This is a genomic window from Ruminococcus sp. Marseille-P328 (assembly GCF_964249465.1).
Lineage (GTDB): Bacteria > Bacillota > Clostridia > Lachnospirales > Lachnospiraceae > Blautia_A > Blautia_A faecis.
This window is the reverse complement of sequence record NZ_CAXUBQ010000001.1, coordinates 81,365-107,069: the sequence shown is the minus strand read 5'-3', so window position 1 is coordinate 107,069 and position 25,705 is coordinate 81,365. Positions and strand designations below refer to the sequence as shown.

36 protein-coding genes are annotated in these 25,705 nt (G+C 38.2%); 35 read left to right on the top strand and 1 reads right to left on the bottom strand.

From position 1 onward, the window contains the following. The first annotated feature begins 3 nt into the window (after nucleotides 1–3). From ACESTK_RS00505 to ACESTK_RS00360, 30 genes are all read left to right on the top strand, one after another. Nucleotides 4–1,233, top strand: coding sequence for a tyrosine-type recombinase/integrase (locus tag ACESTK_RS00505; RefSeq protein ID WP_117461305.1), 1,230 nt, complete (start codon nucleotides 4–6; stop codon nucleotides 1,231–1,233). A gap of 328 nt (nucleotides 1,234–1,561) precedes the next feature. Continuing rightward, the gene (metG, locus tag ACESTK_RS00500) at nucleotides 1,562–2,029 is read left to right on the top strand and encodes a methionine--tRNA ligase subunit beta (RefSeq protein ID WP_118031657.1); all 468 of its coding nucleotides are present in this window, start codon (nucleotides 1,562–1,564) and stop codon (nucleotides 2,027–2,029) included. A 219-nt stretch (nucleotides 2,030–2,248) separates the two neighbouring features. Next, entirely contained in the window at nucleotides 2,249–2,722 is a 474-nt protein-coding gene (locus ACESTK_RS00495) for a DUF6075 family protein (RefSeq protein ID WP_151190430.1), read from the top strand. Then, a complete protein-coding gene (locus tag ACESTK_RS00490) occupies nucleotides 2,709–2,885 on the top strand; it encodes a hypothetical protein (RefSeq protein WP_173770147.1) in 177 nt (58 codons plus the stop codon). Before ACESTK_RS00495 ends, ACESTK_RS00490 begins: the two co-directional genes overlap by 14 nt. Nucleotides 2,886–2,915: 30 nt before the next feature. Further along, entirely contained in the window at nucleotides 2,916–3,701 is a 786-nt protein-coding gene (locus ACESTK_RS00485; RefSeq protein WP_151190431.1) for a ParA family protein, read from the top strand. Beyond that, on the top strand, nucleotides 3,688–4,599 hold the full coding sequence (locus tag ACESTK_RS00480) for a ParB/RepB/Spo0J family partition protein (RefSeq protein ID WP_330591321.1): 912 nt from the start codon (nucleotides 3,688–3,690) through the stop codon (nucleotides 4,597–4,599). Before ACESTK_RS00485 ends, ACESTK_RS00480 begins: the two co-directional genes overlap by 14 nt. After that, a complete protein-coding gene (locus ACESTK_RS00475) occupies nucleotides 4,589–5,713 on the top strand; it encodes a DUF6017 domain-containing protein (RefSeq protein ID WP_373118351.1) in 1,125 nt (374 codons plus the stop codon). Before ACESTK_RS00480 ends, ACESTK_RS00475 begins: the two co-directional genes overlap by 11 nt. 5 nt (nucleotides 5,714–5,718) lie before the next feature. Further along, nucleotides 5,719–6,063: a DUF6050 family protein gene (locus ACESTK_RS00470; RefSeq protein WP_151190433.1), complete on the top strand. Its 345-nt coding sequence runs from the start codon at nucleotides 5,719–5,721 to the stop codon at nucleotides 6,061–6,063. Between the two features lie 138 nt (nucleotides 6,064–6,201). Beyond that, complete coding sequence (locus ACESTK_RS00465; RefSeq protein WP_334284918.1) at nucleotides 6,202–6,555, top strand: helix-turn-helix transcriptional regulator; 354 nt, start codon at nucleotides 6,202–6,204, stop codon at nucleotides 6,553–6,555. Nucleotides 6,556–6,679: 124 nt separating this feature from the next. Beyond that, a complete protein-coding gene (locus ACESTK_RS00460) occupies nucleotides 6,680–6,829 on the top strand; it encodes a hypothetical protein (RefSeq protein WP_173770149.1) in 150 nt (49 codons plus the stop codon). A gap of 129 nt (nucleotides 6,830–6,958) precedes the next feature. After that, entirely contained in the window at nucleotides 6,959–7,600 is a 642-nt protein-coding gene (locus tag ACESTK_RS00455; protein WP_151190434.1) for a sigma-70 family RNA polymerase sigma factor, read from the top strand. A 16-nt stretch (nucleotides 7,601–7,616) separates the two neighbouring features. Beyond that, nucleotides 7,617–8,078: a sigma-70 family RNA polymerase sigma factor gene (locus ACESTK_RS00450; protein ID WP_173770150.1), complete on the top strand. Its 462-nt coding sequence runs from the start codon at nucleotides 7,617–7,619 to the stop codon at nucleotides 8,076–8,078. A gap of 285 nt (nucleotides 8,079–8,363) precedes the next feature. Then, nucleotides 8,364–8,831: an RNA polymerase sigma factor gene (locus ACESTK_RS00445; protein WP_151190355.1), complete on the top strand. Its 468-nt coding sequence runs from the start codon at nucleotides 8,364–8,366 to the stop codon at nucleotides 8,829–8,831. A 2-nt stretch (nucleotides 8,832–8,833) separates the two neighbouring features. Next, entirely contained in the window at nucleotides 8,834–9,433 is a 600-nt protein-coding gene (locus tag ACESTK_RS00440) for a hypothetical protein (RefSeq protein ID WP_151190354.1), read from the top strand. Between the two features lie 17 nt (nucleotides 9,434–9,450). Continuing rightward, complete coding sequence (locus ACESTK_RS00435) at nucleotides 9,451–9,852, top strand: hypothetical protein (RefSeq protein WP_117639526.1); 402 nt, start codon at nucleotides 9,451–9,453, stop codon at nucleotides 9,850–9,852. 11 nt (nucleotides 9,853–9,863) lie between these two features. Beyond that, nucleotides 9,864–10,439: a hypothetical protein gene (locus ACESTK_RS00430; protein ID WP_151190353.1), complete on the top strand. Its 576-nt coding sequence runs from the start codon at nucleotides 9,864–9,866 to the stop codon at nucleotides 10,437–10,439. Nucleotides 10,440–10,523: 84 nt separating this feature from the next. Beyond that, nucleotides 10,524–11,084, top strand: a complete 561-nt coding sequence (locus ACESTK_RS00425) for a hypothetical protein (RefSeq protein WP_117639530.1) — start codon at nucleotides 10,524–10,526, stop codon at nucleotides 11,082–11,084. Next, nucleotides 11,077–11,562: a hypothetical protein gene (locus tag ACESTK_RS00420; protein ID WP_117639532.1), complete on the top strand. Its 486-nt coding sequence runs from the start codon at nucleotides 11,077–11,079 to the stop codon at nucleotides 11,560–11,562. The genes ACESTK_RS00425 and ACESTK_RS00420 overlap by 8 nt, the downstream gene beginning before the upstream one ends. A gap of 671 nt (nucleotides 11,563–12,233) precedes the next feature. Beyond that, nucleotides 12,234–14,687, top strand: coding sequence for a thioester domain-containing protein (locus tag ACESTK_RS00415; protein WP_373118148.1), 2,454 nt, complete (start codon nucleotides 12,234–12,236; stop codon nucleotides 14,685–14,687). A 122-nt stretch (nucleotides 14,688–14,809) separates the two neighbouring features. After that, nucleotides 14,810–15,205, top strand: coding sequence for a hypothetical protein (locus ACESTK_RS00410; RefSeq protein ID WP_173770348.1), 396 nt, complete (start codon nucleotides 14,810–14,812; stop codon nucleotides 15,203–15,205). 143 nt (nucleotides 15,206–15,348) lie between these two features. Further along, nucleotides 15,349–15,498 carry a cyclic lactone autoinducer peptide gene (locus ACESTK_RS00405; protein ID WP_144167533.1) on the top strand — a complete coding sequence of 50 codons (150 nt, stop codon included), beginning with the start codon at nucleotides 15,349–15,351 and terminating at the stop codon, nucleotides 15,496–15,498. Nucleotide 15,499: 1 nt separating this feature from the next. Then, the gene (locus tag ACESTK_RS00400; RefSeq protein WP_144167535.1) at nucleotides 15,500–16,075 is read left to right on the top strand and encodes an accessory gene regulator ArgB-like protein; all 576 of its coding nucleotides are present in this window, start codon (nucleotides 15,500–15,502) and stop codon (nucleotides 16,073–16,075) included. 253 nt (nucleotides 16,076–16,328) lie between these two features. After that, a complete protein-coding gene (locus ACESTK_RS00395) occupies nucleotides 16,329–16,769 on the top strand; it encodes an RNA polymerase sigma factor (RefSeq protein ID WP_144167538.1) in 441 nt (146 codons plus the stop codon). Continuing rightward, nucleotides 16,753–17,004, top strand: coding sequence for a helix-turn-helix domain-containing protein (locus tag ACESTK_RS00390; RefSeq protein ID WP_144167540.1), 252 nt, complete (start codon nucleotides 16,753–16,755; stop codon nucleotides 17,002–17,004). The genes ACESTK_RS00395 and ACESTK_RS00390 overlap by 17 nt, the downstream gene beginning before the upstream one ends. Nucleotides 17,005–17,421: 417 nt before the next feature. Continuing rightward, nucleotides 17,422–17,616 carry a DUF6462 family protein gene (locus ACESTK_RS00385; protein ID WP_117639540.1) on the top strand — a complete coding sequence of 65 codons (195 nt, stop codon included), beginning with the start codon at nucleotides 17,422–17,424 and terminating at the stop codon, nucleotides 17,614–17,616. A gap of 91 nt (nucleotides 17,617–17,707) precedes the next feature. Next, nucleotides 17,708–17,905 (top strand): hypothetical protein, encoded by a 198-nt coding sequence (locus tag ACESTK_RS00380; RefSeq protein WP_144167542.1) that lies wholly within the window; start codon nucleotides 17,708–17,710, stop codon nucleotides 17,903–17,905. Between the two features lie 33 nt (nucleotides 17,906–17,938). Continuing rightward, nucleotides 17,939–19,180, top strand: a complete 1,242-nt coding sequence (locus ACESTK_RS00375; protein WP_144167544.1) for a tyrosine-type recombinase/integrase — start codon at nucleotides 17,939–17,941, stop codon at nucleotides 19,178–19,180. Between the two features lie 163 nt (nucleotides 19,181–19,343). Then, nucleotides 19,344–19,823 (top strand): methionine--tRNA ligase subunit beta, encoded by a 480-nt coding sequence (locus tag ACESTK_RS00370; protein WP_243284005.1) that lies wholly within the window; start codon nucleotides 19,344–19,346, stop codon nucleotides 19,821–19,823. A gap of 212 nt (nucleotides 19,824–20,035) precedes the next feature. Beyond that, nucleotides 20,036–20,638 carry a Type 1 glutamine amidotransferase-like domain-containing protein gene (locus ACESTK_RS00365; protein WP_055271744.1) on the top strand — a complete coding sequence of 201 codons (603 nt, stop codon included), beginning with the start codon at nucleotides 20,036–20,038 and terminating at the stop codon, nucleotides 20,636–20,638. Nucleotides 20,639–20,783: 145 nt separating this feature from the next. Next, nucleotides 20,784–20,978 (top strand): zinc-ribbon domain-containing protein, encoded by a 195-nt coding sequence (locus ACESTK_RS00360; RefSeq protein ID WP_202017096.1) that lies wholly within the window; start codon nucleotides 20,784–20,786, stop codon nucleotides 20,976–20,978. Here the strand turns inward: ACESTK_RS00360 and ACESTK_RS00355 are convergent. Then, a complete protein-coding gene (locus ACESTK_RS00355; RefSeq protein WP_373118348.1) occupies nucleotides 20,912–21,076 on the bottom strand; it encodes a hypothetical protein in 165 nt (54 codons plus the stop codon). The genes ACESTK_RS00360 and ACESTK_RS00355 overlap by 67 nt on opposite strands. A 100-nt stretch (nucleotides 21,077–21,176) precedes the next feature. On the opposite strand from ACESTK_RS00355, the gene ACESTK_RS00350 reads away from it, so the two are divergent. The 5 genes from ACESTK_RS00350 to ACESTK_RS00330 all read left to right on the top strand — a co-directional run bounded on the left by ACESTK_RS00350 (nucleotide 21,177) and on the right by ACESTK_RS00330 (nucleotide 25,600). Next, entirely contained in the window at nucleotides 21,177–22,016 is an 840-nt protein-coding gene (locus tag ACESTK_RS00350) for a site-specific integrase (protein WP_330382804.1), read from the top strand. Nucleotides 22,017–22,491: 475 nt separating this feature from the next. Next, nucleotides 22,492–22,833: a nucleotidyltransferase domain-containing protein gene (locus tag ACESTK_RS00345; RefSeq protein ID WP_173703807.1), complete on the top strand. Its 342-nt coding sequence runs from the start codon at nucleotides 22,492–22,494 to the stop codon at nucleotides 22,831–22,833. Continuing rightward, nucleotides 22,820–22,993 carry a hypothetical protein gene (locus tag ACESTK_RS00340; protein WP_226814914.1) on the top strand — a complete coding sequence of 58 codons (174 nt, stop codon included), beginning with the start codon at nucleotides 22,820–22,822 and terminating at the stop codon, nucleotides 22,991–22,993. Before ACESTK_RS00345 ends, ACESTK_RS00340 begins: the two co-directional genes overlap by 14 nt. A 490-nt stretch (nucleotides 22,994–23,483) precedes the next feature. Further along, the gene (locus ACESTK_RS00335; RefSeq protein WP_173715694.1) at nucleotides 23,484–24,620 is read left to right on the top strand and encodes a Fic family protein; all 1,137 of its coding nucleotides are present in this window, start codon (nucleotides 23,484–23,486) and stop codon (nucleotides 24,618–24,620) included. 29 nt (nucleotides 24,621–24,649) lie between these two features. After that, nucleotides 24,650–25,600, top strand: coding sequence for a Fe-S-containing protein (locus ACESTK_RS00330; protein WP_373118141.1), 951 nt, complete (start codon nucleotides 24,650–24,652; stop codon nucleotides 25,598–25,600). The last annotated feature ends 105 nt before the right edge of the window (nucleotides 25,601–25,705 follow it).

Sequence of the window (25,705 nt, the reverse complement as noted above, 5' to 3'; positions counted from 1 at the left end):
ACAATGGCGACAAAAAGAAAAGATAAATCAAGGGTTGTTCTGAAAACCGGAGAGGTTCAGAGAAAAGACGGTACTTATCAATTTAGCTGGCAGGACAGCCAGATGAAAAGAAGATTTGTTTACGCAAGAACCTTAGATGACCTGAGAGAAAAAGAGAAGCGTATTCAGAAAGATAAATGTGATGGTATTAAGACCGAAGCACGATACACAACCATTGATGAATTATTTGACCTTTGGGCAAATATGAAAAGAGGGCTGAAGAATAATACCTTTGAAAATTACAAATATATGTACAATACTTTTGTGCGACCAGTGATTGGAAGTAAAAGAATATCAACGCTGAAGAAATCGGATATTAAGAAATACTACAATTATCTTGTTGATGAAAGAAATTTGAAGCCTTCAACGATTGATAATATACATACGGTTCTTCATCAGGTTTTACAGATTGCTGTCGATGATGACTTTATCAGAAATAACCCGTCAGATAATGTGTTGAGAGAATTGAAAAAAGCACATTGTTTTCAGTCGGAAAAGCGTAGAGCGTTGACGAAACCGGAGCAGGAGCTATTTCTGAATTTCCTGAAAACCCACCCTGTATATGAACACTGGTATCCGGTCTTTGCAGTAATGATAGGAACTGGACTTCGTGTGGGGGAAGTAACTGGATTGAGATGGTGTGATATTGATATGGAAAGTGGAATGATTGATGTTAATCATACTCTTGTATATTATGACCACAGAACCGAGGGAAGTAAAAGTGGCTGTTATTTCAATGTAAATACAACGAAGACTCCGGCGAGTATGAGGCAGGTTCCAATGCTCGGTTTTGTGAAAGAAGCATTTGAACATGAGAAACAGAAGCAGGAAGATTTAGGACTTCATTGCGAGGTCACGATTGACGGATATACAGATTTTATTTTCATCAATCGTTTTGGTCAGGCACAGCACCAAGCCACACTCAACAAAGCAATCCGAAGAATTATCCGTGATTGCAATGATGAGCAGTTTTTGCACAGTGATGAACCTGATGTGTTACTTCCTCATTTTAGCTGCCACTCGCTTAGACATACATTTACAACAAGAATGTGTGAAGCTGGAGTAAATATAAAGGTCATTCAAGACGCACTCGGACATTCAGATATTTCAACTACACTGAACATCTATGCTGATGTTACAAAAGAAATGAAAGCGGAAGAGTTCAAAGGATTGGATAGCTACTTCAAAGTATAATATTGGACTTCACATACAGAAAGAGAACATACAGAGTGTTGTGTGTTCTTTTTTCTTGTTCTGAAGCAGGAAAAGATAAGGCAGCGTTACTTTGATGTGGATTGACATTGTAAATAAGAGAAGTTATAATTTCTTGTATATGACTATGCTCTTGCATATACTACTATCGCCCTACATCATTTACATCATATTTTACATCATTTGCCCGCAAAGTGACTCAAAGTAGAGCAAAAATATGAAGTATGGGGGATAATTGGAATATGGAGAATTTCATAGTATTAACACCAGCTTGGTCGAGTATGAAAGAACCACAAAAAGGGTCCCGACAATGAAGTCACAGGGCGCTTCCAAGAACGAAGCAAACAATGCGGCACAGGCAGCACCGGCTGTAAAAGCAGAGGAAAAACCTGCTGAGAAGATTGATTTTTCCAATGTAAAAATCGAACCGCTTTTTGAAGAAAACGTTGACTTTGACACTTTCAGCAAGTCAGATTTTCGAGCCGTAAAGATTGAAGCGTGTGAGGCAGTTCCGAAGAGTAAGAAGCTTTTAAAGTTCACTCTGAATGACGGAACAGACCGTAAACGCACGATTTTAAGCGGTATTCACGAGTATTATGAACCGGAAGAACTGGTAGGAAAAACAGCGATTGCAATCGTAAACCTTCCGCCGAGAAAGATGATGGGCATTGATTCCGAAGGTATGCTGATTTCAGCAGTACACGAGGAAGACGGAAGAGAGGGATTACATTTACTGATGGTAGATGAACATATTCCGGCTGGTGCAAAGCTGTATTAAAAATCCGATAAAGGATTAAAAAATGTAGGCTTTTTGATGTAGAGTACGACAAAGGTACGACAAATAAAACCTCCTTAATGGGCTATAATAAATGATTTTAAATAGTCCATGCAAAATGAAATCAATATTTTTACATTATGAGGACACTTTTCTAAGAGAAATTTTAGAAGAGTGTCTTTTTTGTTACGGTCATGTACAAAAAAACAGGAGGAAATTAAAATGGCAAATAACACAGCGTTAAGAGCAGGTAAAGATACTACTCGCACAATTACTTTCAAAAATAAGGAGCACGAAAAATTTTATTACACCTATCTGCCAAAGTGCAGATATCAGGATGTATACCACAAGGCATTGGTGTATTGTCTTGGAATTGACCGGGATACAAGAGAAAACGCAGAACAGATATACGATTTTAAGACAGGATACGTGAAAACGGAATGCCTGCATGAAGGCTGGCAGACAAGCGGCAGCGTAAGGATTATACGGCTGGCATTTAACCTATATTGTGACGGTACTCCCAGTGTTTATGATTATGAAGGAGACAGTGACAGACAGGTAGATGAATGCAGGGAATATTCGGTCAGTGATTTATTCTGCTGTGGCTATGCAAGGTACTTTTGGGAGGCAGTCAAAATCCGTTATCCGGAGTATTGTTTTTATCGGGATTGGGAGGATTCATATGCTGAAGGTTAGATTACAGGGAACAGTTAAGGATATACAGTGGTTTGGGAAACTTTTGGAACAGCACCCGAAAATCCGGGTGCTTGGAGTATCGAAACCGTTTGCAAATAAAGGAACAAACAAATATTTTCGTGTATACGCAGAAATAGAGAAAAGAGAAAATACCATGCAGTAAAGCATGACAGGAGAAAGGCAGGAAGAAAGTATGTGTAGAGTAATCGCAGTCGCAAACCAAAAAGGTGGTGTCGGAAAGACAACTACCTGTGTGAATTTAGGAATCGGTCTTGCAAGGGAAGGGAAAAAAGTGCTTCTGATTGAAGCAGATGCACAGGGAAGCATGGCGGTCAGTCTTGGGATTCAGGAACCGGACGAGCTGGATGAGACACTGGTCAATATTATGGAAAAACTTATCAATGACAAGGAACCGGAGCCGGGAGAAGGAATTATCCATCATGAAGAAGGGGTGGATTTTATCCCTGCCAATATTGAACTTGCAGGATTGGAGACTTCCCTTGTGAATGTCATGAGTCGGGAAATGGTATTGCGGCAGTATATATGTGGGATAAAAAAACAGTATGATTATATCCTGATTGACTGTATGCCCTCACTTGGTATGATTACCATTAACGCATTGGTGGCGGCTGACAGGGTATTGATTCCGGTAGAAGCGGCTTATCTTCCGGTTAAAGGGTTACAGCAGCTTATTAAGACAATAGGGCGGGTACACAGAAAACTGAATCCGGAGCTTTCTATCATGGGGATTTTGTTCACAAAAGTAGACCGCAGGACAAATTTCGCAAAGGATATTGCGGCTCAGATTCGAGAGGTGTACGGAAACAAAATACATATTTTTGCAAATTGCATACCGATGTCTGTAAGGGCGGCTGAAACTACCGCAGAGGGAAAAAGCATCTATCTCCATGACCCGAAAGGAATTGTGGCAGAGGGCTATCACTATCTGACAGGGGAGGTGTTGGATGATGAAGAGTAAGAGCGCAGAAAAGATAAAGCTGACTTCTTATGATGATTTATTTGGCAGTAGTGAAGTAACGGCAGAAGAGAAGATTGTATCCGTTCCGATTCGTCTTTTTCACACCTTCAAAGACCATCCATTCCGGGTATTGGATGATGAAAAAATGCAGGAGACTGTGGAAAGTGTAAAACGATATGGAATACTGATGCCGGGAATTGTACGTCCGTATGGTGATGGTGAGTATGAGATGGTGGCAGGGCACCGCAGATGGCGGGCGTGTGAACTGGCAGGAATGGAAGAGATGCCAGTAATTATCCGGGAAATGGATGATGATACTGCTACGGTGATAATGGTGGATACGAACATCCAGAGGGAAGATATTCTGCCCAGTGAGAAAGCCCATGCTTATAAAATGAAATATGAAGCCATGAAACATCAGGGAAGCAAGGGAGAGAAGCATACGGCTGATCTGGTAGGAGAAGCTGCTGGCGAAAGCGGAAGGACGGTTCAGCGGTATATCCGTCTATCATTCCTTATTTCCAGATTATTAGACTATGTAGACAATAAAAGACTTTCCATGAAAGCGGGAGAGAAACTTTCTTTTCTGACGGTAGAAGAACAGGAATGGGTGTTAGAGGCAATAGATAATGCAGTTTTGACGGTAACAGATAAACAGGCGGAGTTATTCAAGAATCATAGCAGGGAAAAGACGTTGAATCAGGGAATTATCTATTCTGTTTTATTGCAGAAAAAGGAAGCAGAAACAAAGGTAACTCTTTCGGCAAAGAAGGTACGCTCGTATTTTCCGCCAGCCTATACAAAAGAGCAGGTTGAGGAAGTAATTTATACGCTGTTGGAACAGTGGAGAAAGAAGAAAGGGAAGGAGGAACAGGAAGATGCAGGAGATACAGTTTGATTATTTTCATGGAATGGAAGCGGAACAGTATACCTTTTACCGGATTCCGAAAATTTTATTTACCGCAGAATGCTTCAAAACTATTTCCTGCGAAGCAAAGGTTTTATACGGTCTGTTGCTGGACCGTATGAGCCTGAGTATTAAAAATCGCTGGTTCGATGAAGAGGACAGGGTATACATTATTTTTACTGTGGAAGAAATTGCGGAGCTTATGAACTGTGGCACACAGAAGGCAGTGCGGTTATTAAAGGAACTGGATAGTGAAAAGGGCATTGGCCTGGTGGAAAAAAGGCGGCTTGGATTGGGGAAACCCAACGTGATTTATGTGAAGAATTTTATGGTCAAACAGCCTGAAAAGGAAGAAAAAGAGCCGGAAAAGCCTGTAAATACACAGAATTGTGAAAATCACAATTCAAGAGTTGTGAAAACCACAATTCAGGAATGTCCAAAATCACAATTCAAGAATGATGAAAATCACAATTCTGGAATGATGAAAACCACAATTCAAGAATGTGCAGAATCACAATTCAAGAATGATGAAAATCACAATTCTGGAATAGTGAAAATCACAACTCCTGAATGTCCAAAATCACAATCTAATAATACTGATATTAACAATACTGATTTTAGTGAAAATGAGTATAGTGACACTGAGAGTAGTGAAACTGATTTTAACGAGACAGATAATATCTTATCTAATCTTTCTCATCTATCAGTGAGGAAAACAGCAGGAATGATAGATATGGTGGAAGAGATGGAAGCCTATCGGAAAATTATCAGGGAAAATATTTCGTATGAGTGTTTTGAGGACAGCAGGTATCGACAACAGGAGGAAGTGGATGAACTTGTGGAACTGATGGTAGAGGTTATGGTCATGCCGGATAACAGCACTGTTCGCATTGGCGGAGTGGACAAGCCTGTGGTGATTGTGAAGAACCGCTTTATGAAGGTGGAACATGGGCATATTGAATATGTCGTTGGCTGCCTTGAGAAGAATACCAGCAAGGTAGGAAATATCCGGGCGTATCTTCTGACAACACTCTACAATTCAACCATGACCATAGAAAATTATTACAGAGCAGAAGTGAATCACGATATGTATGGAGGAGGATAAAACGGATGAGAAGAAAAGAATTTTTGGAGAATGTGGCAGTTCCGCTTTTAGGGATAGCTGTGGTAATGTTTATTGTTTATCTGTTTTGTGTGGAAAACGGTGTGTGTGATTACCGGAAATTGTGGATAGTTTCAGGGATTCCCTTTGGCATACAAAAAATGTATTTCTGGATGATTCCAAAAGGGTTTGATATAGGCGGTACTGTTGGAATGTTTGCTTTTAATCTGCTGATAGGAGGAATGATAGGCAGCGTGGTTTTGACATGGCGTTTGCTTATGGTGGGAACATATCTGTTAAAGAGTATTGGATATGGTGGTTTGTGGATAGTGAGAAAAGCATTTAGAACATGATTTCAAAGAGAAAAAACAAAGTATAAAAAATAGAATATAGAGTGTGAAAAGCAGCCAATGCGTAAAAAATATTGGCTGCTTTTTTGCCCTTTTTAAGAAAAACCTTGCGACACGGTGTCGCAAAGTAAAGGAGGATGTGTGTTGGGTAATCGTGCGGAATCGCAGGATTTGATTGACTTAGGAAACCGTATTCGCAAAAGGCGGCAGGAAATTCACTTATCACAGGAAGTATTAGCAGAAAAAACAGGTATCAGCCCCAACACGATCAGCAGGATTGAGGGAGGACAGACAGCAATGTCTATTGAGATATTCAGGAAGCTGGCGGTGATTCTGAAAACCGATGCAGGAACACTATTGGGGGAATGTAAGGAAGAAGAAAACCATCGTCTGTATGATTTGATTTGTCGTGCGAAAAAACTGAAACGGAAAGAACAGAAAATTTTGGAAAAGACAATGGAAGTGTTGATTGAGGGATTTGGTACGGAATTGTAGAAATTCAACAGATATGGTGGGAATATTTAGAAATATCCCCATATCTGATGAGGTAATGGAAAGCCAATGTTGTTAAACTTTAAGTCAGGAAAGAGAACAGATGCGGACAGAAAGGAGGCAGGATATGACAAGGGAAGAGTGCCTTGCATACAGACAAAGATGCCCATATGATGCAATGGGCGATTTCTCTGTTTTTTCGGAGAAAAAGGAAGATAGCAGGGATAATGAAGTGGCTGCTTCACAGCCGGAATTATCAGAACAAAATAAAGCATAAGAAATTTATGTGGCAGTAAAAGGAGTTTCAGGCTCCCGTTAAAAAAAAACGGGTGTGCCGGGAGCTGTCTTTTACTGTTTTTTCGTCTGTGATGTTTTTATTTTCTGCCACCCGGAAGAGGTGGTAGTTATGCTGACATTACAGGAATTAAAACAGATCGTAGATGTCCCATATCCGGGCATGAAAATTCCAACTGCAAAAAAATTAAAAGAATATGGAACGGTCATTGCCAAAAAGAGCATGGGTTGTGAGACAGAAATCTTGGCATTTCAAAATGGCTATGCGTTGTATCAGGTTAGTCGGTTCACTACGGTATTTCCGATTTGTTTTTGTGGGGAATATCAATACAATGCGGAACAGGCGGACTGTATTTCGGAAGAGTTTTTTAATCAAAGGGAGTGGTATATCCGTCTGGTATTGGAAGGAGAAGACCGTTTGAGTCGTAATCAGGAATCGAAAGAACAGGGCTGGACAATCTCATACAGTGATGTTTCGGAAGAATGGGGAATGCTTCAGACAGAAGAAAAGTCTCCATTGGAGATGCTGGTTGGCAGAGAGTCTGTAAATGAAATATTTGAGGTTTTGACGGAACTGCAGAAAAGGGTATTTTACGGATGTTTCTTTCATCAAAAAACACAGAATGAACTGTCAAAAGAATTGGGAATTTCTCCGTCTGCGGTGTCCAGAACCCTGTCAAGGGCGATGAACAGGATGCGGAGATATTATGCAGATGTACGGTCAGGTGGCTGCAATCGAAAAGAGATAAGATAGTGGGAGGAAAGAAGATATGCGTGGAAAGAAGCCGAAAGAACGAAAAAATTATATTTTGCGGACAGAAAACGGAACACTTGTGGAAGTAACCAGGGAGGTTTATCTGGAATGGTATCAGTCCCGGAGAAGGGAAAAATACCAGCAGGAACAGAAACAGAAATACGGTGTTTGCAGTCTTGATGTGGTGCAGGAAGGCAGTTTTGCAAAAACTTCTATATCGCAGGAAGGACAGCCGGAGGAGATGGCAGTACGCAGTGAATGCCTGAAAAAATTGAAGGAGAGTTTAGAACAGTTACCGGAACAGGAGGCATATCTGATTTATCTGTTATTTTTTGAAGAGGTTACAGTGAAAGAAGCGGCACAAATTTGTGGATGTAGCCGTAAAACAATACAGAACAGAAAAAAACGAATTTTGAAGACACTTAAAAATATAATGAAAGAACTTGGAATTGAGGGAGGATGTATTTATTTCAATTAAAATAGTGGAAAATTGTTCTAAAATCATATAAATTTAAAGTTATAGTATCAGTATAAGACAACGTATATGAAATGAAAACAGCTTTGTAAATTGGTGGGAAGAGCTGTCAGTTTACAAAGCTGTTTATGTATCCGAAGTTAGCTTCTATAATTATGATATAGAATACAAGCAGAAGAATGGAAAAATCTTTGGTGAGTAGCAGGTGGTTAAATATTTTTTTGCTTTTTTGGTTTAGGTGTCACCAATTATGTATTATATGTGTGATATATATGAGGAGAAAAAAAGATGAAAAGAAATGCTGATCAGATTTTTAATAAATATTGTAAACTGTTGTATAAAATATCAATTATTATGCTGTGTAGCGAAGAGGATGCTTATGATGCAGTGCAGGAATCATTTTTGAAATATTTAAATACAAAAAAGGACTTTAATGACGAAAGCCATGAAAGAGCATGGCTGACAAGAGTTAATATTAATATTTGTAAAAACATACTCCGTTTCAGAAGGATGCATCCAACGGTAGATTACGAAACTCTTGCACTACATTACCATAAACCTGAAGAAACAGGAATTATGGATACATTGATGACATTAAATGCAAAGGATAAAGAAGTACTAATTCTTTATTATATAGAAGGCTATTCTTGCAAGGAGATTGCTGATATGTTGAAGGTTTCAGAGAGTGCAGTGAAGAAAAAACTAGAACGGGCAAGAAAAAGATTAAAAGAAAAATATGAAAGTGAGGGCAGATAAAATTGGAAAAAAAATTAGAGAATATATCAAAATTAGCAGATGATATTGTGCTGACAGAGCAGAATGAGAGAAAACTCTTTATAGCATACAAAAAGAGAATTGAATCCCAAAGAAGAAAAAAAGTTCTTATGAGAGGATATTATCGTGTAGCAGTAGTTGCATTAGCTATGATGATAATGTTTTCTGTAAATTATTACCTGCAATCTCCTGATTTAGTAGTTTATGCGGCAACTGGGGATAAAATGGTGCAATTAAGACTAAATGAGAGAGTAAACTTGGAAAAACAAAGAACTCCATTGGGATATGGGTATGTTCTGGAAATGAGTGTGGAAGAAGGAAGCAGATATTATACGATAGAAAATGAACAAAACTTGAATGCTGATAATATTTTCAGAAATGGAAATAAGATTTTTTGGATGCCAGATGGAATGAATAGTATAAATTTCAGAGATCAGGACGGGAATGTTATTAAAATACCAGAAACTGACAGTTCAACACTAAATATTGAAGTATGTAATTATGACGGAAAAATGGTCGAAAGAATTACATTGATATTGGAAAGGAGAGATGGACAGTGTAGTGTTGAAATGTTAAAAAAATAATAAAACGGAGGAAGAATATGAAAACAATCAAAAAAATATGGAGCATATTATTAGTATGTGGACTGATTTTGGTGCCGACGATTAGTGTTTCAGCAGCAGAACAGGAGCCGGAAAAGGTTGAAGTTTCATTTTTTAATGAAAATGGCGAGGAAGTTAGCGTATCAGAGGAAATAGCAGATTCTTTTATGGAACAGTTGGATGTTGATAAAGAGGTAAACATTGTCTCAGATAAAAATTTAAGAGCTTCCTGTACGCATATTCCATGCAATCAGGTTAAGACAACTCTTTATGGTCATGCGAAAGTAAGTCCTACTGAATGCTGGGTCTATACCAAAAGAGTTATTATGTGCAAATGCTGTGGCGCTGCTCTAAAGAGTCTTTCTGATTGGCAGTTTGCATATTCACATGCACCACATTAGGAGGAAGAAATATGAGAAAAATTAAGCGTTTATGTGGTTTATTCATTTGTTGTTGTGTTGTAGTAACCAGTTCTGTGACTGCATTTGCGGCAGAGAAAGTTAAAGAGCCCTTTGCAAATTTAGAAGTTGTGACTGACAAAGAAACCATTAATGAAATTGTTTCAGAGAATCCCAGAATTCAAAAGTATTTAGACCAAAACGAAGTATTTGCCGATCTTGAAATTATCACAGATCAGAATGAGATTGAAAAAATCTGGGAAGAAAATCCAGATGTGAAGACACTGATGAAGTCAAAAGAATATTACTATCTCGCATATGTAAAAGGAAATGGTGTTCGTTTAAGAAGCACACCGAGCACTTCCGGAGTAATTAATGGGTTATTGTATGAAACCAGAAAAGATTGGGTTTTGTTAAATGATAATTATTCTTTGAATGAAAACTATATTTGGTGGCAGGTGTCTGACAGCTCAATCGGTTATCCGGGATGGATCGTGAATGACTATATCTATTTAAGTGCTGCCCAAAGTGCAGGAAGAGCAGTTACGGTACCAGAGATTGACTTTGATACATTAAAATTTGTTCAGTAGGTTATTTTCTTTGAAAAAGATAAATATACGTATGCTTAATGTAAAGAATAACAACTGATAATTCTACGATTGGAGGTAGCGATAATGTTCAGATTTAATAAAAACCATATAAAGATGGATATGAAAAAAATTAGAAAAGTAATGAGCATATTTTTGGCTTGTTGTTTGTTGTTGTCGATAAATTTTGAAACAGTATTTGCTTCCGACATAGAGACAAATACGAATGCTGATATAATGTCTCTCGATGGACCTTCTACGACATTTGATGGACGTCTGTTTTTGGATGAAAACGGTAACTATTCAGGGCAACTTCGTAGTGGCTTTACAACGGTAACATGTGTCCTGAGTGGAAGAACTGGTGGAATTCCTACCTTATATACGATTTATATTCGTTGGCAAGGTTCTAATGCGGTTCAAGCGTTAAGGGCTGATAACCTATATATTGTAGGTGATTCACAATATTATAGTAAAGGTTTTCTTATTGATGGATTATCTGCAACACAAGGATATCGTTCAATAGGTACTTGCGTGATTCCTGACACTGAAGAAAGTGTATATATTTCAACAAATAATCTCCGATGCTATTTTTACAACGAAGATTATTGGATTAAATTTAATGAAATAGGTGGATGGGTTGATGTGTAAAAAAGTTTTAATAAATCCAGAGACAGAATCGTTTATAAATGACTTAAAACGAGAATATAATAACAGCATTGTAAAACCGTATAAGAAAACAAGAGATGTTCTTGAAATTCTTATGAAAAAATTTGTTTTATATCAAAAAGTATCCATACAAAAGATGGACGCTATAACACGTGCCACGTTGGAAACTTTACCAATTAAAAATTTAAATGTGTCAGATATTTATATAGTTAAAGACAATGAAATAAGCCATAGTTTCTATTTGTATTTTCATAGCAGATATGCATTAGAACCTTTTCTTTGTGTTGTGTATGATAATGATACGGATAGACTATATAGTAATTGTGCCATGCTTGAAATGTATATTACGATTCTTCATGGAATAGATGTTGGTGAAATAGAAACTGATTCTATAAAATACCATAATTATCTTAATACGTTATATTCATATAATGAATGTAAAAAAGAGACTGAATACTAAAGAATGTACATTGGTAGACACATTTAAGGAAAGTAGAGGTATATTGGTTGATTCTACATATCTTGATTGGGCTAATTAAAAATTAATGTGAATAATGATTACGGGAGAGAATTGTTTTTTATGCAGTTCTCTCCCGTTTTTTGTATCAAATACGCTAGTGTTGTTTTAACAATTCTCTTTAATAATGCTGGTGTTTGTTGCGATAGAAAACACACTGACAATTCTTTGAAATCCATATAACAAAAAATTTCTATAAACGGTCAATTTTTACCCTCTCCAGCCTGCGATTAGTGAGAGGGTATTTTCTTATTTCAAAAATCCCTTTATATGTACCTTGATAATTTCATAGCCTGCCTGAATAGATACCCGGCATGGAGTGGGCATTCTGCCCACCCTTTCGGAGAAAACGCTGCGGAAAGAAAACCGGAGCAGGGAACGGGTTCAGGATGAGAACAGGAAAAACGCTCAATAAAAAAACAGTCCGGTTACGGGCTGTATAACAGTAGATACCATGCAGGGAAGTTCCGCTTAGGGAAGTTCCCTGTATTCATGTACTGTTATGGGCAGTACAAGTAAAAAAGGAGGTAAAGAGATATGGGAACTTAGGAAAAATTTTTGAAACAGGACAGTATTAGAATGGCAAAAAACAAAGAAAGAGAGGTACTTAGCGAATGAAAGGGAAATCAAAGAGAATCGTATCGGGATTTCTCTCGGCATTGACAATCATTTCTTCTATTATGCAGCCAGTTACCACTTATGCGGCAGAAGCGGAGCCAGCGGCTTACGAAGCAGAATATCCTGACATGGAAAAAGTAAAGGGTGCCCTTGCTGAAGATGAGATTGTAACGGCGGAAGATTATGAAGTAGAAGCAGGAACGGGTTTTGACGTGAAAAGTGATTTCTCAGGAATGAAGATTCATCCGGAAAAAGTAAAGGTCACGTACCACGAGGCAAAGAACCAGAATGGACAGGCATTTGATGGAAATAAAGCAGATACGTATCATGCAGTGTATTTTGTAGAGCCTGTCAGTGGTCATCCGTCTTATCATGTGCAAAGAAATATTGTGGTAAGAGAGCCGTCAGCGGAAATCCATAAAGAGAAAAATGCACAGGATTCTGACGGAAATGATCAGACCGGGGGAGAGGATGCAGAGGAAGGCGAGACGGACTCGCATAAGAAAAAACTTTCGGAAACAGAACTGAATCAGGCATTAGAAGCATTAAAAGGGCAGGACACTTATGATGAGGAAAGTGGCCTGAAACTTTTAGATGTTATGGAACAGTTTAAAAACCATATGATTGCAGGGAATGTGGACCTTTTGGCATTGGAGGAAGGAGAAACGGTTACTTTTACTGCATACAATCCTAAAATGCTGCGTTCATCACAGGTAGAGGTAAGTTCCGGCGGCTGGTATTATTATGCAGACTATGGTCTGGGTTCCTACCTGACTTGTCCGTTTACCGTAAAGTTTGGAAGCGTGACGGCAACCGCATACTGCATCCAGCCGTCAAAGCCGGGACCGGGCAGCGGAGTATATGAAATTACAAAACTGGGAGACGGCAAAGAATTGTCCAAAGTGTGTTATTATGGGACAAATGCAAGCGGAGAGGATTGTTTTTTTGATAAGAAATATCCCGATTTTTCAGCCGGAAAAAGATTTGTCGTGACACATCTTGCGGCATCCTATGCAGAGGGAAGTGAAGATGCTTTTTATGGGGCGAATGATACCGGAATCGCATTGGCAAAAGAATTATATAGTTATGCGGTCAGCCAGCCGGAAATCCCGGATGCGGCTATGGCATTTTCAGATGACAAAGTAACTGCTTATGTAGATGGAAATATCCAGAGAACAAAAGAAGTAACGTTTCAGGCAGACAGCAGACAGTCCATTACCATGAAACTGCCAAAGGGCGTAAAGTTTCATAACGTATCCACAGGAAAAATCAGCAATGCAGGGGCAGATGTTGTAGTAAAAGGAGGTACAACGTTTTTTCTTTCAGCGCCGTTGACCCAGACGGAAGATGTGGGACAAAACTGGTCTGCAAAGATGAAAGGAAGCATAACAAAGGATTATTCTGCTTATAAAATTACCACAGGTTCCGATACGCAAAATCTGGCACTGGTTTTTGGAGAGGGAATAGAGGAAGAAACTACGGCTTCTTTTCAGGTTACATGGCTGGAACTTGCAAAAGTTCAGGTTGTAAAAGTAGATTCTGAAAAAGAGGATGCGAAACTGTCCGGTGCAGTGTTCGGCATTTATAAAGATAAAAACTGTACACAGCTTATCAAGGAGATGCCAAAGACAGATAAGAACGGTACGGCCTCTGTGGAAATTGTGAAAACACAAGATACGGTATATTTAAAAGAGATTACGGCACCAACCGGGTATCGTATCAATACATCCGCATATAATGTGAAACTTGTTTTCTATATTTATATAAAATTGGCGGATGATCTGCAGCTAAGAAGAATGACCTCTGTCTATGAACAACAATTAGATTTGTGTGAACGACATCAGCAGGAGAGAGAACTGTCAATACTTCGATTAAGAGATATGAGACATAATATGAAAAACAACCTTGTGTCAATTCTTGCATATGCAGAAAACGGAGATAATGAAAAAATTATTAGATTTGTCAATGAGATAATGGAAGAAGGTGGAATAAAGACATCTACAGTTACAAACAGTGGAAATATTGTTATAGATTCATTGATTGGGTATTGGTATGTTGAGGCAAAGAAAGTGGGAATAGACTTTTCCGTAAATTTAAATATTCCTATGGAAATGCCGTTTAGGGGTGCGGATATTTGCCTGATACTGGGCAATTTATTAGAAAATGCTGTAGAGGCAGCACAAAAAGCGGAGGGTAAAAAGTACATTAGGCTTCACATGAAATATGATAAAAATAACCTGCTGCTATTTGTGGAAAATAATTACAAAGGTGTGCTTATAAAGACGAAAGATAAAAGGTTAAAGTCTACAAAAACAGATGCGGAAAATCATGGTGTAGGTCTCTCATCCGTATATCGAATTGCTGCCAAATATCATGGAGTGGTTACGATTGATGATGATGTGGCAAATCGTTTTTTAATCAGAGTAGTGTTATATGGAAAGCAGGAATAATTACATCAACAGTCGATATTATTGCATTATATTTTGTATTATGGAAAAAAGATATAAAATAAAAAGATAATTTTGGGGAAATGGCGAATGATTTTTTTAGAATGGTATTGTGGTGGTGCGGTATGACGGAAGTGTTATTATTCAGTGATGATGAGAAAATCTTTAATTTGACAAATAGTGTAATAGACGGAAGATATAAATTAACATGGTGTACTTATAAGTCCTTGGAAAAAAAGTTATATCCGTATACGGATATAGTTATTATGTACTTTGATAAAGAAATGGTTAAGAAAGGTACATTTAAAACAATTGTTCAGGTAAAGGGGAGGCTGGGACAAAGGATACCAATCCTTACGCTGATGGAAGAAGGAACACCGCAAAATATTTTTTCAACGTTAATGGCGGGCGCCTATGACTACTTAGAAATAGCCAAGAGTTCAGAGGAGTATAGAAAGAAAATAGAAGATGTTGCCCGATGGAATTGGTATTTAGGAAAATACGGGTTAAAAGAGAAGTAGCAGTGATATAAATGTCGCCGCTACTTTTTATTTTTAAAGGGAAATAGAAAAAGTTACATCAACACTCGTTTTTTTTACAAGAAAGACAAATTCAGTTTTTTTTGTAGTAGTGTAGAGGAAACAAATGAAAGGAGATTCAGATTATGAATTCTAAAAATGTAAAAAAACAGTCAGCTAAAGCATTAGCAAACGTATCTTTGAAACTTGGAAAAATGTCAGCGGATAGTGCATGCTGCTATATCTTCCATCAGCCTAAAATGCCGGAAACACTGAGGAAAATGAAAAAGATGTAACATGAAATATTTTTCTGAAAAACTGACAAGTTATATTGTTAAATCCGGTGCTGTTCCAGAAGAATCATATGAAATATACCAATATGGGTTTCAAATAGGACTTGAAATGTTGAGCTGTCTTTTGGCCTGTTTTGGAATTGCGGTATATTTGCATATGATTCCGGAATTTGCAGTGGTTACAGGAATTTTTATGATGTTGCGCAGTTTTGTTGGTGGAGTGCATCTAAACAGCTTTGATGCCTGCTTTATGTGTTCTGTTACTGTGCAGACATTGGTACTGGTTGTTAATCGTTTGTATACACAACCTTTAAATCTTGCGTGGGGAATAATTGTGTTGAGCAGTGTTCTAATTTGGAATATGGCTCCGGTACAAAGCATTAACCGGGAACTTGATGCAGATGAAAAAAAACACTGCAGAAAGGTAGCTGTAAAAATTATTGTGGGCATATATGTGTTTGCGGGGATTTGTACACTTACTGGGATGAATGCAATAGTGTCTTTGGTTGCAGTGACAATGGCAGCAGTTTTGATTTCACAATATATTGGGGTAGTAAAGTATAAAATAGAAAAGAGATAATAAGCGGGAATAGTAGACGAAATCTATTATTTCCGCTTATTTTATTTGAGGATAAAAGAATCGTTTATTTTTTATAAGCAACACTGTTTCGGTAATGAAAAACGTCTGCTAGGCTTCGGCTCAGGAGGCGTTTCTTATTATAAAGATAAAAAAATTCTTCCAGACCCGAACATCGCGTACTTTCCATACGGGATATGGGTGAAAGGGAAAAGACCTTTGCTCATATCTTGCGATCGGGAAGGAGGTGAACTCTATGGAGCAATCTTCTTCCTATGACGAAACAACGGTCAGGCATCAGTTTGATCGAAAGTGCAAACTGGCGCTGGATGGCGAAGTGGTAGATTATGACAGGCATATGGATTATCGGAGAAAACATGAAATATTGTTTTCAGAACTATCTGAATGTCAGACAGGGAAACTGTCAGTAGTGGATGAATATAATGAAACATCCTACTTTTTTAAAACATGTGAGTATGATGTGAAAGTGAAAAGTTCTTTACTGGCAGAGGCATTGAATGCGTTGACGGATAGAAAAAGAGAAGTAATTCTGCTGTCATATTTTATGGAGATGAGTGATGCTGCGATTGCAAGGAAAATGAATCTTGTTAGAAGTACGGTGCATGAGCACCGGACACGTTCATTGGAATTGCTGAAGCAGATAATGGAGGAAAACAAAAGTGAGTGTAAAAAATAAAAATACAGAAGAAAAATGGCTGCTTCCATTTTGCATTATTGAGGATGCTACAACAGGTAATGTTATGGCAATTAATACGGTAATGAAACATTATGAAGGCTACATAGCAAAGCTGGCAACCAGAAAAATGTATGATGAATATGGAAACGTTCATTACTGCGTAGATAAAACTCTGCGTGACAGATTAGAAGCGAAACTGCTGAAAACGATTTTAGAATTTAAAATAGTACGTTAAGAATGACTGGAAACCAGTATCCCTTTCTGCTGGCTTCTGATAGGAGACATTTAACGTATAAAAGTTGATTTTAAGAAATAAATTGCACCTTGATAACAGAATATTTTATTCTGCGGGACAAATGAAACAGTATAGCCTGGCAGCGGATACGCCATGAATGTCATGATGGTAACTTTGCGACACCGTGTCGCAAGGTTGGAGTACGTGAATACGTGTTTATGAGAAATTGACATGAGCGATTCATATCTGGCTGTAGGCAGAGTGTGGGAACTTTGTGGCGAAGACACTGTTTCTGATAATGATACTTCCGGGATGGCTGCCCGGTCTGAAAAGATGGTGTGATTCCAATGAGGCTGTTTCCCGACAGCCGCCTGCAGAATTTTTATATTAATATAGAGAGAAAAGGAATAAAAGAATATGCAAAGAGCAACAAAAAAAGTGGAAAAGAAAAGGTTAGTCAGATATAAAGAGGGTGCAGAAATGTACAGTATGGGAATGAATAAATTTCAGACATTAGCAAAGGATGCGGGAGCCATCTTGAAGATAGACAGAATGGTATTGGTTGACTTAGATATTTTTGATCAATATCTTGAAACATTCCGGGTGCAGTAAAATAATTATTTTTGATAAGGAAAGATTTTCAGAGAAAAGGAAAATACACTTGACTTACGGTTAAACCAAAAGTATAATAAAGGAGAAATGGATGGAGGTGTACGATGTGGCTAAAATGGGAAGACCAAAGTCAGCGAATCCGAAAAATACGTTGATTGGATTGAAACTGACAGAGGAAGAAGCCACAAAACTTAGAGAATATGCGTCCAAACATGACATGACCGTAACAGAAGTGCTACAAAAAGGAATTGATTTGCAGTATGCAATGGAAGATTCCCAAAGAAGCTAAGTGTGAAAATTCTTTCCTTGAGAAAGGAGAAAAATGGCATATTCAAGGAAGGATAGAAAAGGGAGGGTATTAAGAAAAGGCGAAACACAACGTAAATGCGATGGAAAGTATGTGTATACATATATGGATACATTAGGCAGAAGACGCAGCATTTATTCAAAAGATATTAAGACATTAAGAGAACGTGAAGAACAGTTAGTTAAAGATCAGCTAGACGGTCTGGACACCTATGTTGCAGGCAGTGCAACAGTTAATTTTGTTTTTGATAGATATATTTCTACAAAATCAGAATTGAGAGAAACAACAAGAACGAATTATAAATATATGTATGATCGTTTCGTGAAAGATGGGTTTGGCAAAAAGAAGATTGCTGTGATTAAGTTTTCAGATGTCCTACAATTTTATCAATACTTATTGAAAGATAAGAAAATGCAAGTGAATACGCTAGAGACTATTCATACGGTGTTACATCCAACCTTTCAGTTAGCAGTAAGGGATAATATTATCAGAACTAATCCGAGTGATGGGGTAATGGCACAAGTAAAAAAGCTACCGGGGCGAAATCATGGTGTGAGACATGCACTAACCTTGGAGCAACAGAGAGCTTTCATAAGATACATAGAGAATAATGAAAGGTTTGAAAGCTGGGTGACATTATTCAAGTTTTTACTTGGCACTGGCTGCAGAATAGGTGAGGCGATTGGAATCCGGTGGGATGACATTGATTTTGAGAAGCGGATAATTAGTATCAATCATAGTTTGGTTTATTATAGCAGGGAATATAAGGGACATGGTATTTGTTCATTTGCCGTATCATTACCTAAAACAGAGGCGGGCATAAGAATGATTCCTATGCTTGATACAGTTTATGAAGCTCTTAAAAGAGAGTATGCATTTCAAGAAGAAAACGGGTTCAATGAAACAGAAATTGATGGAATGTCTGGATTTGTTTTTTCTAATCGTTTTGGAAATGTACATAATCCACAGGCTATCAATAGAGCAATTAAGCGTATATACGAAGCATATAATGTAGAAGAGGTGCTAAAAGCTGCCAAAGAAAAGAGAGAGCCGATTCTTATACCGCATTTTTCATGTCATCATTTGAGACATACTTTTTGTTCGAGGTTTTGTGAAAATGAGACAAATTTAAAGGTAATTCAGTCTATCATGGGACATGCAAATATTGAAACTACGATGGACATTTATGCAGAAGTTACAGAAACAAAAAAGCATGAGTCGATGCAGGAATTAGCAAAAAAATTAGATGTATTTTAGGAAAGAGTCTGATTTAGTTTTGCTGAGGAGGTACGACAAAATTTGTATAGTACGACAAGAGTACGACAAATTAAAGAGCCTTAATCAGTTCTAAAGGTTTAGAGAATAAATGATGAAAGGCTGTAAAGTGTTTTAATAAAGGGAATTAAATTGTATAAGATGTATGCAGTTAGAAATCCCGACAATGAAGACCCTCGGTGGTGTAAAATCCGAAAATGGTGTAAGTTCTAAAGAGGTTTCTACACCAAATTCAGAGCCGGAAAAAATTGATTTTTCTAAGGTAAAGGTTGAGCCTTTGTTTGAAGAAGATGTTGATTTTGATACATTCTCAAAGTCTGATTTCAGAGCTGTAAAGGTTAAAGAGTGTGTTGCAGTACCGAAGTCAAAGAAACTCCTTCAGTTCACTCTTGATGACGGAACAGGCACAGATAGAACCATTTTAAGCGGTATTCACGCATATTACGAGCCGGAAGAACTTGTTGGTAAGACACTTATCGCAATCACAAATCTTCCTCCAAGAGCAATGATGGGCATTGACTCTTGTGGTATGCTTCTCAGTGCAGTACACGAAGAAGAAGGCGAAGAAAAGCTTCATCTCCTTATGGTAGATGACCATATTCCGGCAGGTGCAAAGCTCTATTAAGAAGTACCGTTTTACCTTACAAAACGGGATGTACTTCATTTGTGAAAAAGCTCTGAAAATACACAAATACACCAAATTTACACCAAATGGTGCTTGAAACGGTGCAGAGCCTTAAAAATCGCATATTTTAAAGATATATGGGCAGTTCCATTGCGGAATTGCCCATTTTCAGAAAGAAAAAGATAAAACGGTATTTATAAAGGAGAATATTGATGAAACTATTTTTATGTTCGCACTTTTCAAGTGTGGGAAGTCTGATAAAGGAAGAAATTGAAAATAAGAAAGTCGCATTTATTCCAACAGCTTCACTGCGTGAAGGCTACACCGGTTATGTCGGCTCGGCTCGAAAATTATTCAAAAAGTTGGGAGCAATCGTAACTGAAATTGATATTTCAACGGAGGCTTATTCAACGATACAGTCTGTTTTTGAAGAAGCAGATGTGATATATTTTACCGGCGGAAATTCTTTCTTTCTTATGGACCAGCTCCGTAAAACGGGAACTGATGGGCTACTGAAAAAGGAATTGGCAAATGGAAAATTGATGATCGGCGAGTCGGCAGGCGCAATTATATGCGCTCCAAGCATCCAATATATCGAGCAAATGGATGAAAAGCCAGAGGACTACTCACAAGAAGATGATGCAGGGCTTGATTTGATTGATTTCTATGTTCTTCCGCATTATCTTACAGCACCATTTAAGAAAGTTACCGAGAAAATAATGACTGAGTTTTCGGATTTGAATCTATGCCCGATTAACAACCGTCAGGGAATTGTAATTGATGGTGAAGGTTCAAAGGTTATTTGCAAAGACTAATTTGAAAATTCCCATTTATCAAGCCCTTTGAGAGAGGAGAAATCTTTTCTCAAAGGGCTTTTTCTATTTTTACGGATATTCGCAAACTACAAGAAAAAGCCGAAACCTCATATACTTTAATCACAGAGGAAGTGGAGGTTTTGATATGAGTAACAGCTTAGCGGCAGTACATCCAGAATTGATTGCAGAGTGGTCAGAAAAGAATTTACCACTGACACCGGACAGTATAACTTTCGGCTCGAATAAGAAAGTATGGTGGAAAGGTGCTTGCGGTCACGAATGGACTGCCGTTTTATCCAGTGCTGCTTTGATATCGTTTCTGTATCCAGCGATTGACTGAGTAGCCAGCACAATATTCACATGATACTTTCTTGCTTCACACAGCATTTCTAACAGAACGGAATCCTCTTTCAAAGAAAGATTCTGGAACTCATCTATAAAAATCCATAGGCCTTTAGTAATCAGCTTTCTTGTACGTAACCCTCTCCAGAGTAATGCAAGGGGCCTAAAGATTGCGACAATAGATAATATTCATACAGTGATACATCAGATTCTGCAGCTTGCTGTTGAAGACAATTACATAAGAAGAAATATTTCAGATAATTTGCTGAAAGAATTAAAAAGTTCTCATCATTATGAGGATTCACATAGACGCGCTTTGACATTACCAGAGCAGGAGCTGTTTATGGAATTTTTGTCCAAAGAGAACTCACAGTATTATCATTGGCTTCCTATTTTTACAGTTATGCTGGGAACTGGAATGCGTGTAGGTGAAATTACCGGGTTACGTTGGAATGATATCGACTTAAAGTCTGGAATAATAGACGTGAACCATACGCTGGTTTATTATAAACATCGGGATGAGAACGGCTGTTATTTCGATATTCATTCTCCGAAGACCAAAGCTGGAGTGCGTCAGATCCCTATGACGGAGGAAGTAAAGAATGCGTTCCTGTTAGAGAAAAAAATGCAGGATCTGGCAGGAATACAGTCCAAAGTAACTATTGACGGGTACCACAACTTCATTTTTGTAAACCGCTTTGGTAATGTGCAGAACCAGGGAACCCTAAATAGGGCTTTACGGCGTATTATAAGAGACTGTAATGACAAACAGCTCCTGAAAGAAAAAAATAATCCCGTGTTACTTCCAAACTTCTCCTGCCACTCACTCAGACATACGTTTACAACACGCTTGGTAGAAGCAGGAGTAAATATTAAAGTGATACAGAACCTGTGTGGTCATAGCAGAAGTGATGTGACACTTGATATATATACGACAGTAACAAAAGAATTAAAACAGGCAGAGTTTGATGATTTCCAGAAAAAACTGAAAGAAAAGAAGCAGGAATGGAAAAACAGACAGGAAAAGGATGCGTGATTCTCTTCTGGCGTTGTCGAAAAAATCTTATTGCATAAGCAGTGGTAGTAAGATTATAATAAATGTAAAGGGAACAAAAGATAAGCTATGGAGCTATAGACTAATATCTGGAAAATAAAACCAGTGGCGCAATGAGAATGTACTGGGTTTACGGTCCAGATCAGAAAGATATTACAATTATCGGTTTGGAGCCACACTCAGAAGATAAGAAAATGGTGCATACGACCGAATTTCACTGTCAGATTTGTAGAATAAAACTGAATATGGAATTTTAACTGAGCAGCTATTCTATAAATAATAGGGTGGCTGCTCTTATTCCTTATTAAGTGGGAGATGTTTGTCTAAATTTGGAGAAAAATACTTATTGCATAACCGAGTGTGGTACGCTTATAATAAAGTAAGATATCTACTATATTTGAACAGAAGGTGCCGTGAGAGGCATTGAAACTGGTAATGAGCAGCAGGAGGTGGGACTATGCCGATAACAACACGAAATTTATTGGACCAGTACACAGAAATTTTGCAGAAAATATATGGAAAACATTTAAAAAAGGTGATTTTGTATGGTTCTTATGCAAGAGGTGATTACAGGGATGATTCAGATATAGATATTATGATTCTTCTGGATTTATCTGATATGGATATAAAACAGTATCGGCATGAATTATCTGGTGAAACCTTTGATTTTAATATGGATCACGATCTTGATATAAAGCCCATAGCTAAAAGTCAACAGCATTTTCAAAATTGGGTTGATGCGTACCCATTTTATGCAAACGTGGAAAAAGAGGGGGTAAAGCTATTTGAAGCAGCCTAATGAAAAAGGAACACAGAAGGATCTGGTTCTGTATAGAATTGAAACGGCACAAAGTGACATTAAAGCCGCAGAGATCCTTCTCGGTGCGAAAGAGTTTCGTGGTGCCAATAATCGTGCATATTACGGAATCTATCATGCTGTGTCTGCAATTCATAATTGAGGTGCTTCGGCCTCTCTTTTTCTTATCCTCAAAAATGTAGTATCAGGTGTTATCAAAAAGTGACACCTTGACGTTACTGTTCACTGGTAACGTTCCGCGAGGCGTTTTTTGTGAACAAAGTTCACAGAAAACCCGAGAATTACGGCGCGAAATCATGCGAATGCATGATTTCTGTGCATCGCGAAGCGCGTTACTGTGAACGGAGTGAACAGTAACACCTTGACGAATAGAAGTTGCGAACGAATCCTCATATCTTGAAAAAAATAGATTATTCATAGTATAATATCAAATAAGAATGAAACAGTATCCCTTGGGGGATTAATGGCAAGGTACAGATACTTGCACCGGAAAGTGTGAAAGAACAGTACAGACAGATGATTGCAAAAGCTGATGAGGATATGCAGAAAAGCGAATAGTGCAGATTTGAATTTGCGCAGACAGTCTGCACAAATTAGATTGAATTATAAGACTATGAAGCGAGGTAGTGGATATGGAAAAAGACCCGTTTAAGGAATATTTGAGGGAGTCTGAACCGGATAAAGCTCATAAGGGATATGCTTGGAGTACGGCAATCGGACTTCAGGCAGTGGACGGACTCAAACCATCTAGATATTTGATTGATACTGCCATTCAGAATATTGAAGGCAAAATCACAATGAAAGAAGCACAGAGCCTTATTGATAGTTACTATGAGGAAAGACCTGTGCATTTGTCCGATGATGAGCGTACCGAAGAAGCTGATAAGGTTTCGTCCCGTATTGCTGAAATTCTTTCTGAAACAGCGTTCTCATTTTCTCCAAATGAGTATATCTCTATCCACCGCAAACTCTTTCGGGGTATTTATAAACACGCCGGAAAGATTCGAGATTACAACATCACAAAGAAAGAATGGGTGCTTGATGGAGCAACTGTAATGTACGGTAGTGCTTCAGAACTGAGAGCCACACTGGAATATGATTTTTCGCAGGAGAAAGATTTTAGTTATAAAGGACTTTCAATGGACGAGATTATCCATCATCTTGCGGTGTTTGTTTCAAGATTATGGCAAATCCATATCTTCGGAGAAGGCAATACGAGAACAACGGCAGTGTTCTTTATCAAATATTTAAGGACACTGGGCTTTTCTGCAACCAATGATATTTTTGCGGAAAATGCGTGGTATTTTAGAAATGCACTTGTCCGTGCAAATTATACGAACCTGCAAAAAGGTATTCACGAAACAACAGAGTATCTGGAAGTATTTCTCAGAAATCTTCTTTTGAACGAGAAAAATGAGCTTCATAATAGAAATCTTCATATAAGTGGACTTTTGAACGAAGAAAAAGTGGACATTGGGGATTCGAAAGTGGATATTGAGAATGAAAAAGTGGACATTCAAGACAAAAAAGTGGATATTGAAAGTGTGCTTTCCGGAAAAGGTAGTGATTTCTCAGTAAAAACGACGATTCATATTCATAGACTTTTTGAAAGATTTGGTTTTGATGAGGTGTTTGGAAGAAGTGCAGTTATGGAGCTTCTTGAGCTAAAAGGTTCAGGTGCTTCAAAACTTCTTTCCAATTTGGTAAAGGCAGACATTATTGAACCGGTATCCGGTCACGGAAAAGGAAGATATAAATTCAAGAAGTAGGGCTTCTTACATCTGTTCATTGTATAGCGATGTGTGGAGGGATTAATCTGTCGCAGTGCATTCCTGTGGCAGACGATGACAATGGGAAAACTCCGAAAAATAAGATAATCTTTCCATCCTTGTTATATAATACGGGACGTGTGATTTCATATTCGGTAATCGGTTTTTTGCTGGGCGGAATGGGAATGCTGTTAACAGGAGGCGGCGGAATGGGAATTCCACTGCTTCTGCAGGGGATATTGAAAATAATAGCGGGTTTGTTCATGGTGATCATGGGAATAAACATGTTGGGCTGGATTACATTATTAAGAAAGTTCCAAATCAGATTTCCACAAAGGCTGACTGATAAAATAAACAAGAAAAGAAGAGAGAACAGACCGTTTTTTGTCAGACTGTTGAATGGGCTGATGCCGTGTGGCCCCATGCAGTCCATGCAGATTATAGCACTTGGATCGGGAAATCCTGTCTCAGGTGCGGCTGCGATGCTGATGTTCAGTCTGGGAACGGTTCCTCTGATGCTTGGTTTTGGAAGTCTGGATACGTCAGAAGCTGAAAATACGGAATCAGATGCGGAGAAAGAGGAAACAGTGGTATATGAAACTCCTGCCGTAGAGAATGGTGAAATTTCAATTAATGCAGATACATTGACTTCGAATCCAATGTATATCAATTACGATTCCAATGGAACCAATATCCAGCTTATTGCTGTAAAAGGCTCGGATGGAACTCCGCGCTTATCACTTAATACATGTCAGGTATGCAATCCATCGCCAAGGGCGTATTTTAAGGAACAGAACGGAAGACTGGTATGCCAGAATTGTGGAAATGTATTCACGACAGACAGTGTAGGTGAAACTACAGGCGGGTGCAATCCTATGTATATAGATTATAAGAATACAGACGGAAAACTGACGGTAAGTGTGGCAGATCTGGATACATATGCAGATCAATTTGCTTCGTGGGATGGTCCGGTAAAATAGTATCTTCATCGGAGAGATATCAGCCTGAAAGGTGGATACCTTATCTGCCACCTGAGTCTATGGTGAAAGACCTTAAAGCTGTCTGATATAACTGAAGTTTTACGG

Coding starts and splice junctions, on each gene's coding strand:
- ACESTK_RS00505 (WP_117461305.1), top strand. CDS start 4: ATGGCGACAAAAAGAAAAGATAAATCAAGGGTTGTTCTGAAAACCGGA.
- ACESTK_RS00420 (WP_117639532.1), top strand. CDS start 11,077: ATGTGTAAAAAAGTTTTAATAAATCCAGAGACAGAATCGTTTATAAAT.
- ACESTK_RS00495 (WP_151190430.1), top strand. CDS start 2,249: ATGGCAAATAACACAGCGTTAAGAGCAGGTAAAGATACTACTCGCACA.
- ACESTK_RS00430 (WP_151190353.1), top strand. CDS start 9,864: ATGAGAAAAATTAAGCGTTTATGTGGTTTATTCATTTGTTGTTGTGTT.
- ACESTK_RS00445 (WP_151190355.1), top strand. CDS start 8,364: ATGAAAAGAAATGCTGATCAGATTTTTAATAAATATTGTAAACTGTTG.
- ACESTK_RS00410 (WP_173770348.1), top strand. CDS start 14,810: ATGACGGAAGTGTTATTATTCAGTGATGATGAGAAAATCTTTAATTTG.
- ACESTK_RS00485 (WP_151190431.1), top strand. CDS start 2,916: ATGTGTAGAGTAATCGCAGTCGCAAACCAAAAAGGTGGTGTCGGAAAG.
- ACESTK_RS00375 (WP_144167544.1), top strand. CDS start 17,939: ATGGCATATTCAAGGAAGGATAGAAAAGGGAGGGTATTAAGAAAAGGC.
- ACESTK_RS00335 (WP_173715694.1), top strand. CDS start 23,484: ATGGAAAAAGACCCGTTTAAGGAATATTTGAGGGAGTCTGAACCGGAT.
- ACESTK_RS00425 (WP_117639530.1), top strand. CDS start 10,524: ATGTTCAGATTTAATAAAAACCATATAAAGATGGATATGAAAAAAATT.
- ACESTK_RS00450 (WP_173770150.1), top strand. CDS start 7,617: ATGCGTGGAAAGAAGCCGAAAGAACGAAAAAATTATATTTTGCGGACA.
- ACESTK_RS00490 (WP_173770147.1), top strand. CDS start 2,709: ATGCTGAAGGTTAGATTACAGGGAACAGTTAAGGATATACAGTGGTTT.
- metG (WP_118031657.1), top strand. CDS start 1,562: ATGAAGTCACAGGGCGCTTCCAAGAACGAAGCAAACAATGCGGCACAG.
- ACESTK_RS00415 (WP_373118148.1), top strand. CDS start 12,234: ATGAAAGGGAAATCAAAGAGAATCGTATCGGGATTTCTCTCGGCATTG.
- ACESTK_RS00480 (WP_330591321.1), top strand. CDS start 3,688: ATGATGAAGAGTAAGAGCGCAGAAAAGATAAAGCTGACTTCTTATGAT.
- ACESTK_RS00370 (WP_243284005.1), top strand. CDS start 19,344: ATGCAGTTAGAAATCCCGACAATGAAGACCCTCGGTGGTGTAAAATCC.
- ACESTK_RS00400 (WP_144167535.1), top strand. CDS start 15,500: ATGAAATATTTTTCTGAAAAACTGACAAGTTATATTGTTAAATCCGGT.
- ACESTK_RS00365 (WP_055271744.1), top strand. CDS start 20,036: ATGAAACTATTTTTATGTTCGCACTTTTCAAGTGTGGGAAGTCTGATA.
- ACESTK_RS00330 (WP_373118141.1), top strand. CDS start 24,650: ATGTGTGGAGGGATTAATCTGTCGCAGTGCATTCCTGTGGCAGACGAT.
- ACESTK_RS00405 (WP_144167533.1), top strand. CDS start 15,349: ATGAATTCTAAAAATGTAAAAAAACAGTCAGCTAAAGCATTAGCAAAC.
- ACESTK_RS00395 (WP_144167538.1), top strand. CDS start 16,329: ATGGAGCAATCTTCTTCCTATGACGAAACAACGGTCAGGCATCAGTTT.
- ACESTK_RS00345 (WP_173703807.1), top strand. CDS start 22,492: ATGCCGATAACAACACGAAATTTATTGGACCAGTACACAGAAATTTTG.
- ACESTK_RS00455 (WP_151190434.1), top strand. CDS start 6,959: ATGCTGACATTACAGGAATTAAAACAGATCGTAGATGTCCCATATCCG.
- ACESTK_RS00385 (WP_117639540.1), top strand. CDS start 17,422: ATGCAAAGAGCAACAAAAAAAGTGGAAAAGAAAAGGTTAGTCAGATAT.
- ACESTK_RS00360 (WP_202017096.1), top strand. CDS start 20,784: ATGAGTAACAGCTTAGCGGCAGTACATCCAGAATTGATTGCAGAGTGG.
- ACESTK_RS00470 (WP_151190433.1), top strand. CDS start 5,719: ATGAGAAGAAAAGAATTTTTGGAGAATGTGGCAGTTCCGCTTTTAGGG.
- ACESTK_RS00435 (WP_117639526.1), top strand. CDS start 9,451: ATGAAAACAATCAAAAAAATATGGAGCATATTATTAGTATGTGGACTG.
- ACESTK_RS00460 (WP_173770149.1), top strand. CDS start 6,680: ATGACAAGGGAAGAGTGCCTTGCATACAGACAAAGATGCCCATATGAT.
- ACESTK_RS00380 (WP_144167542.1), top strand. CDS start 17,708: ATGGAGGTGTACGATGTGGCTAAAATGGGAAGACCAAAGTCAGCGAAT.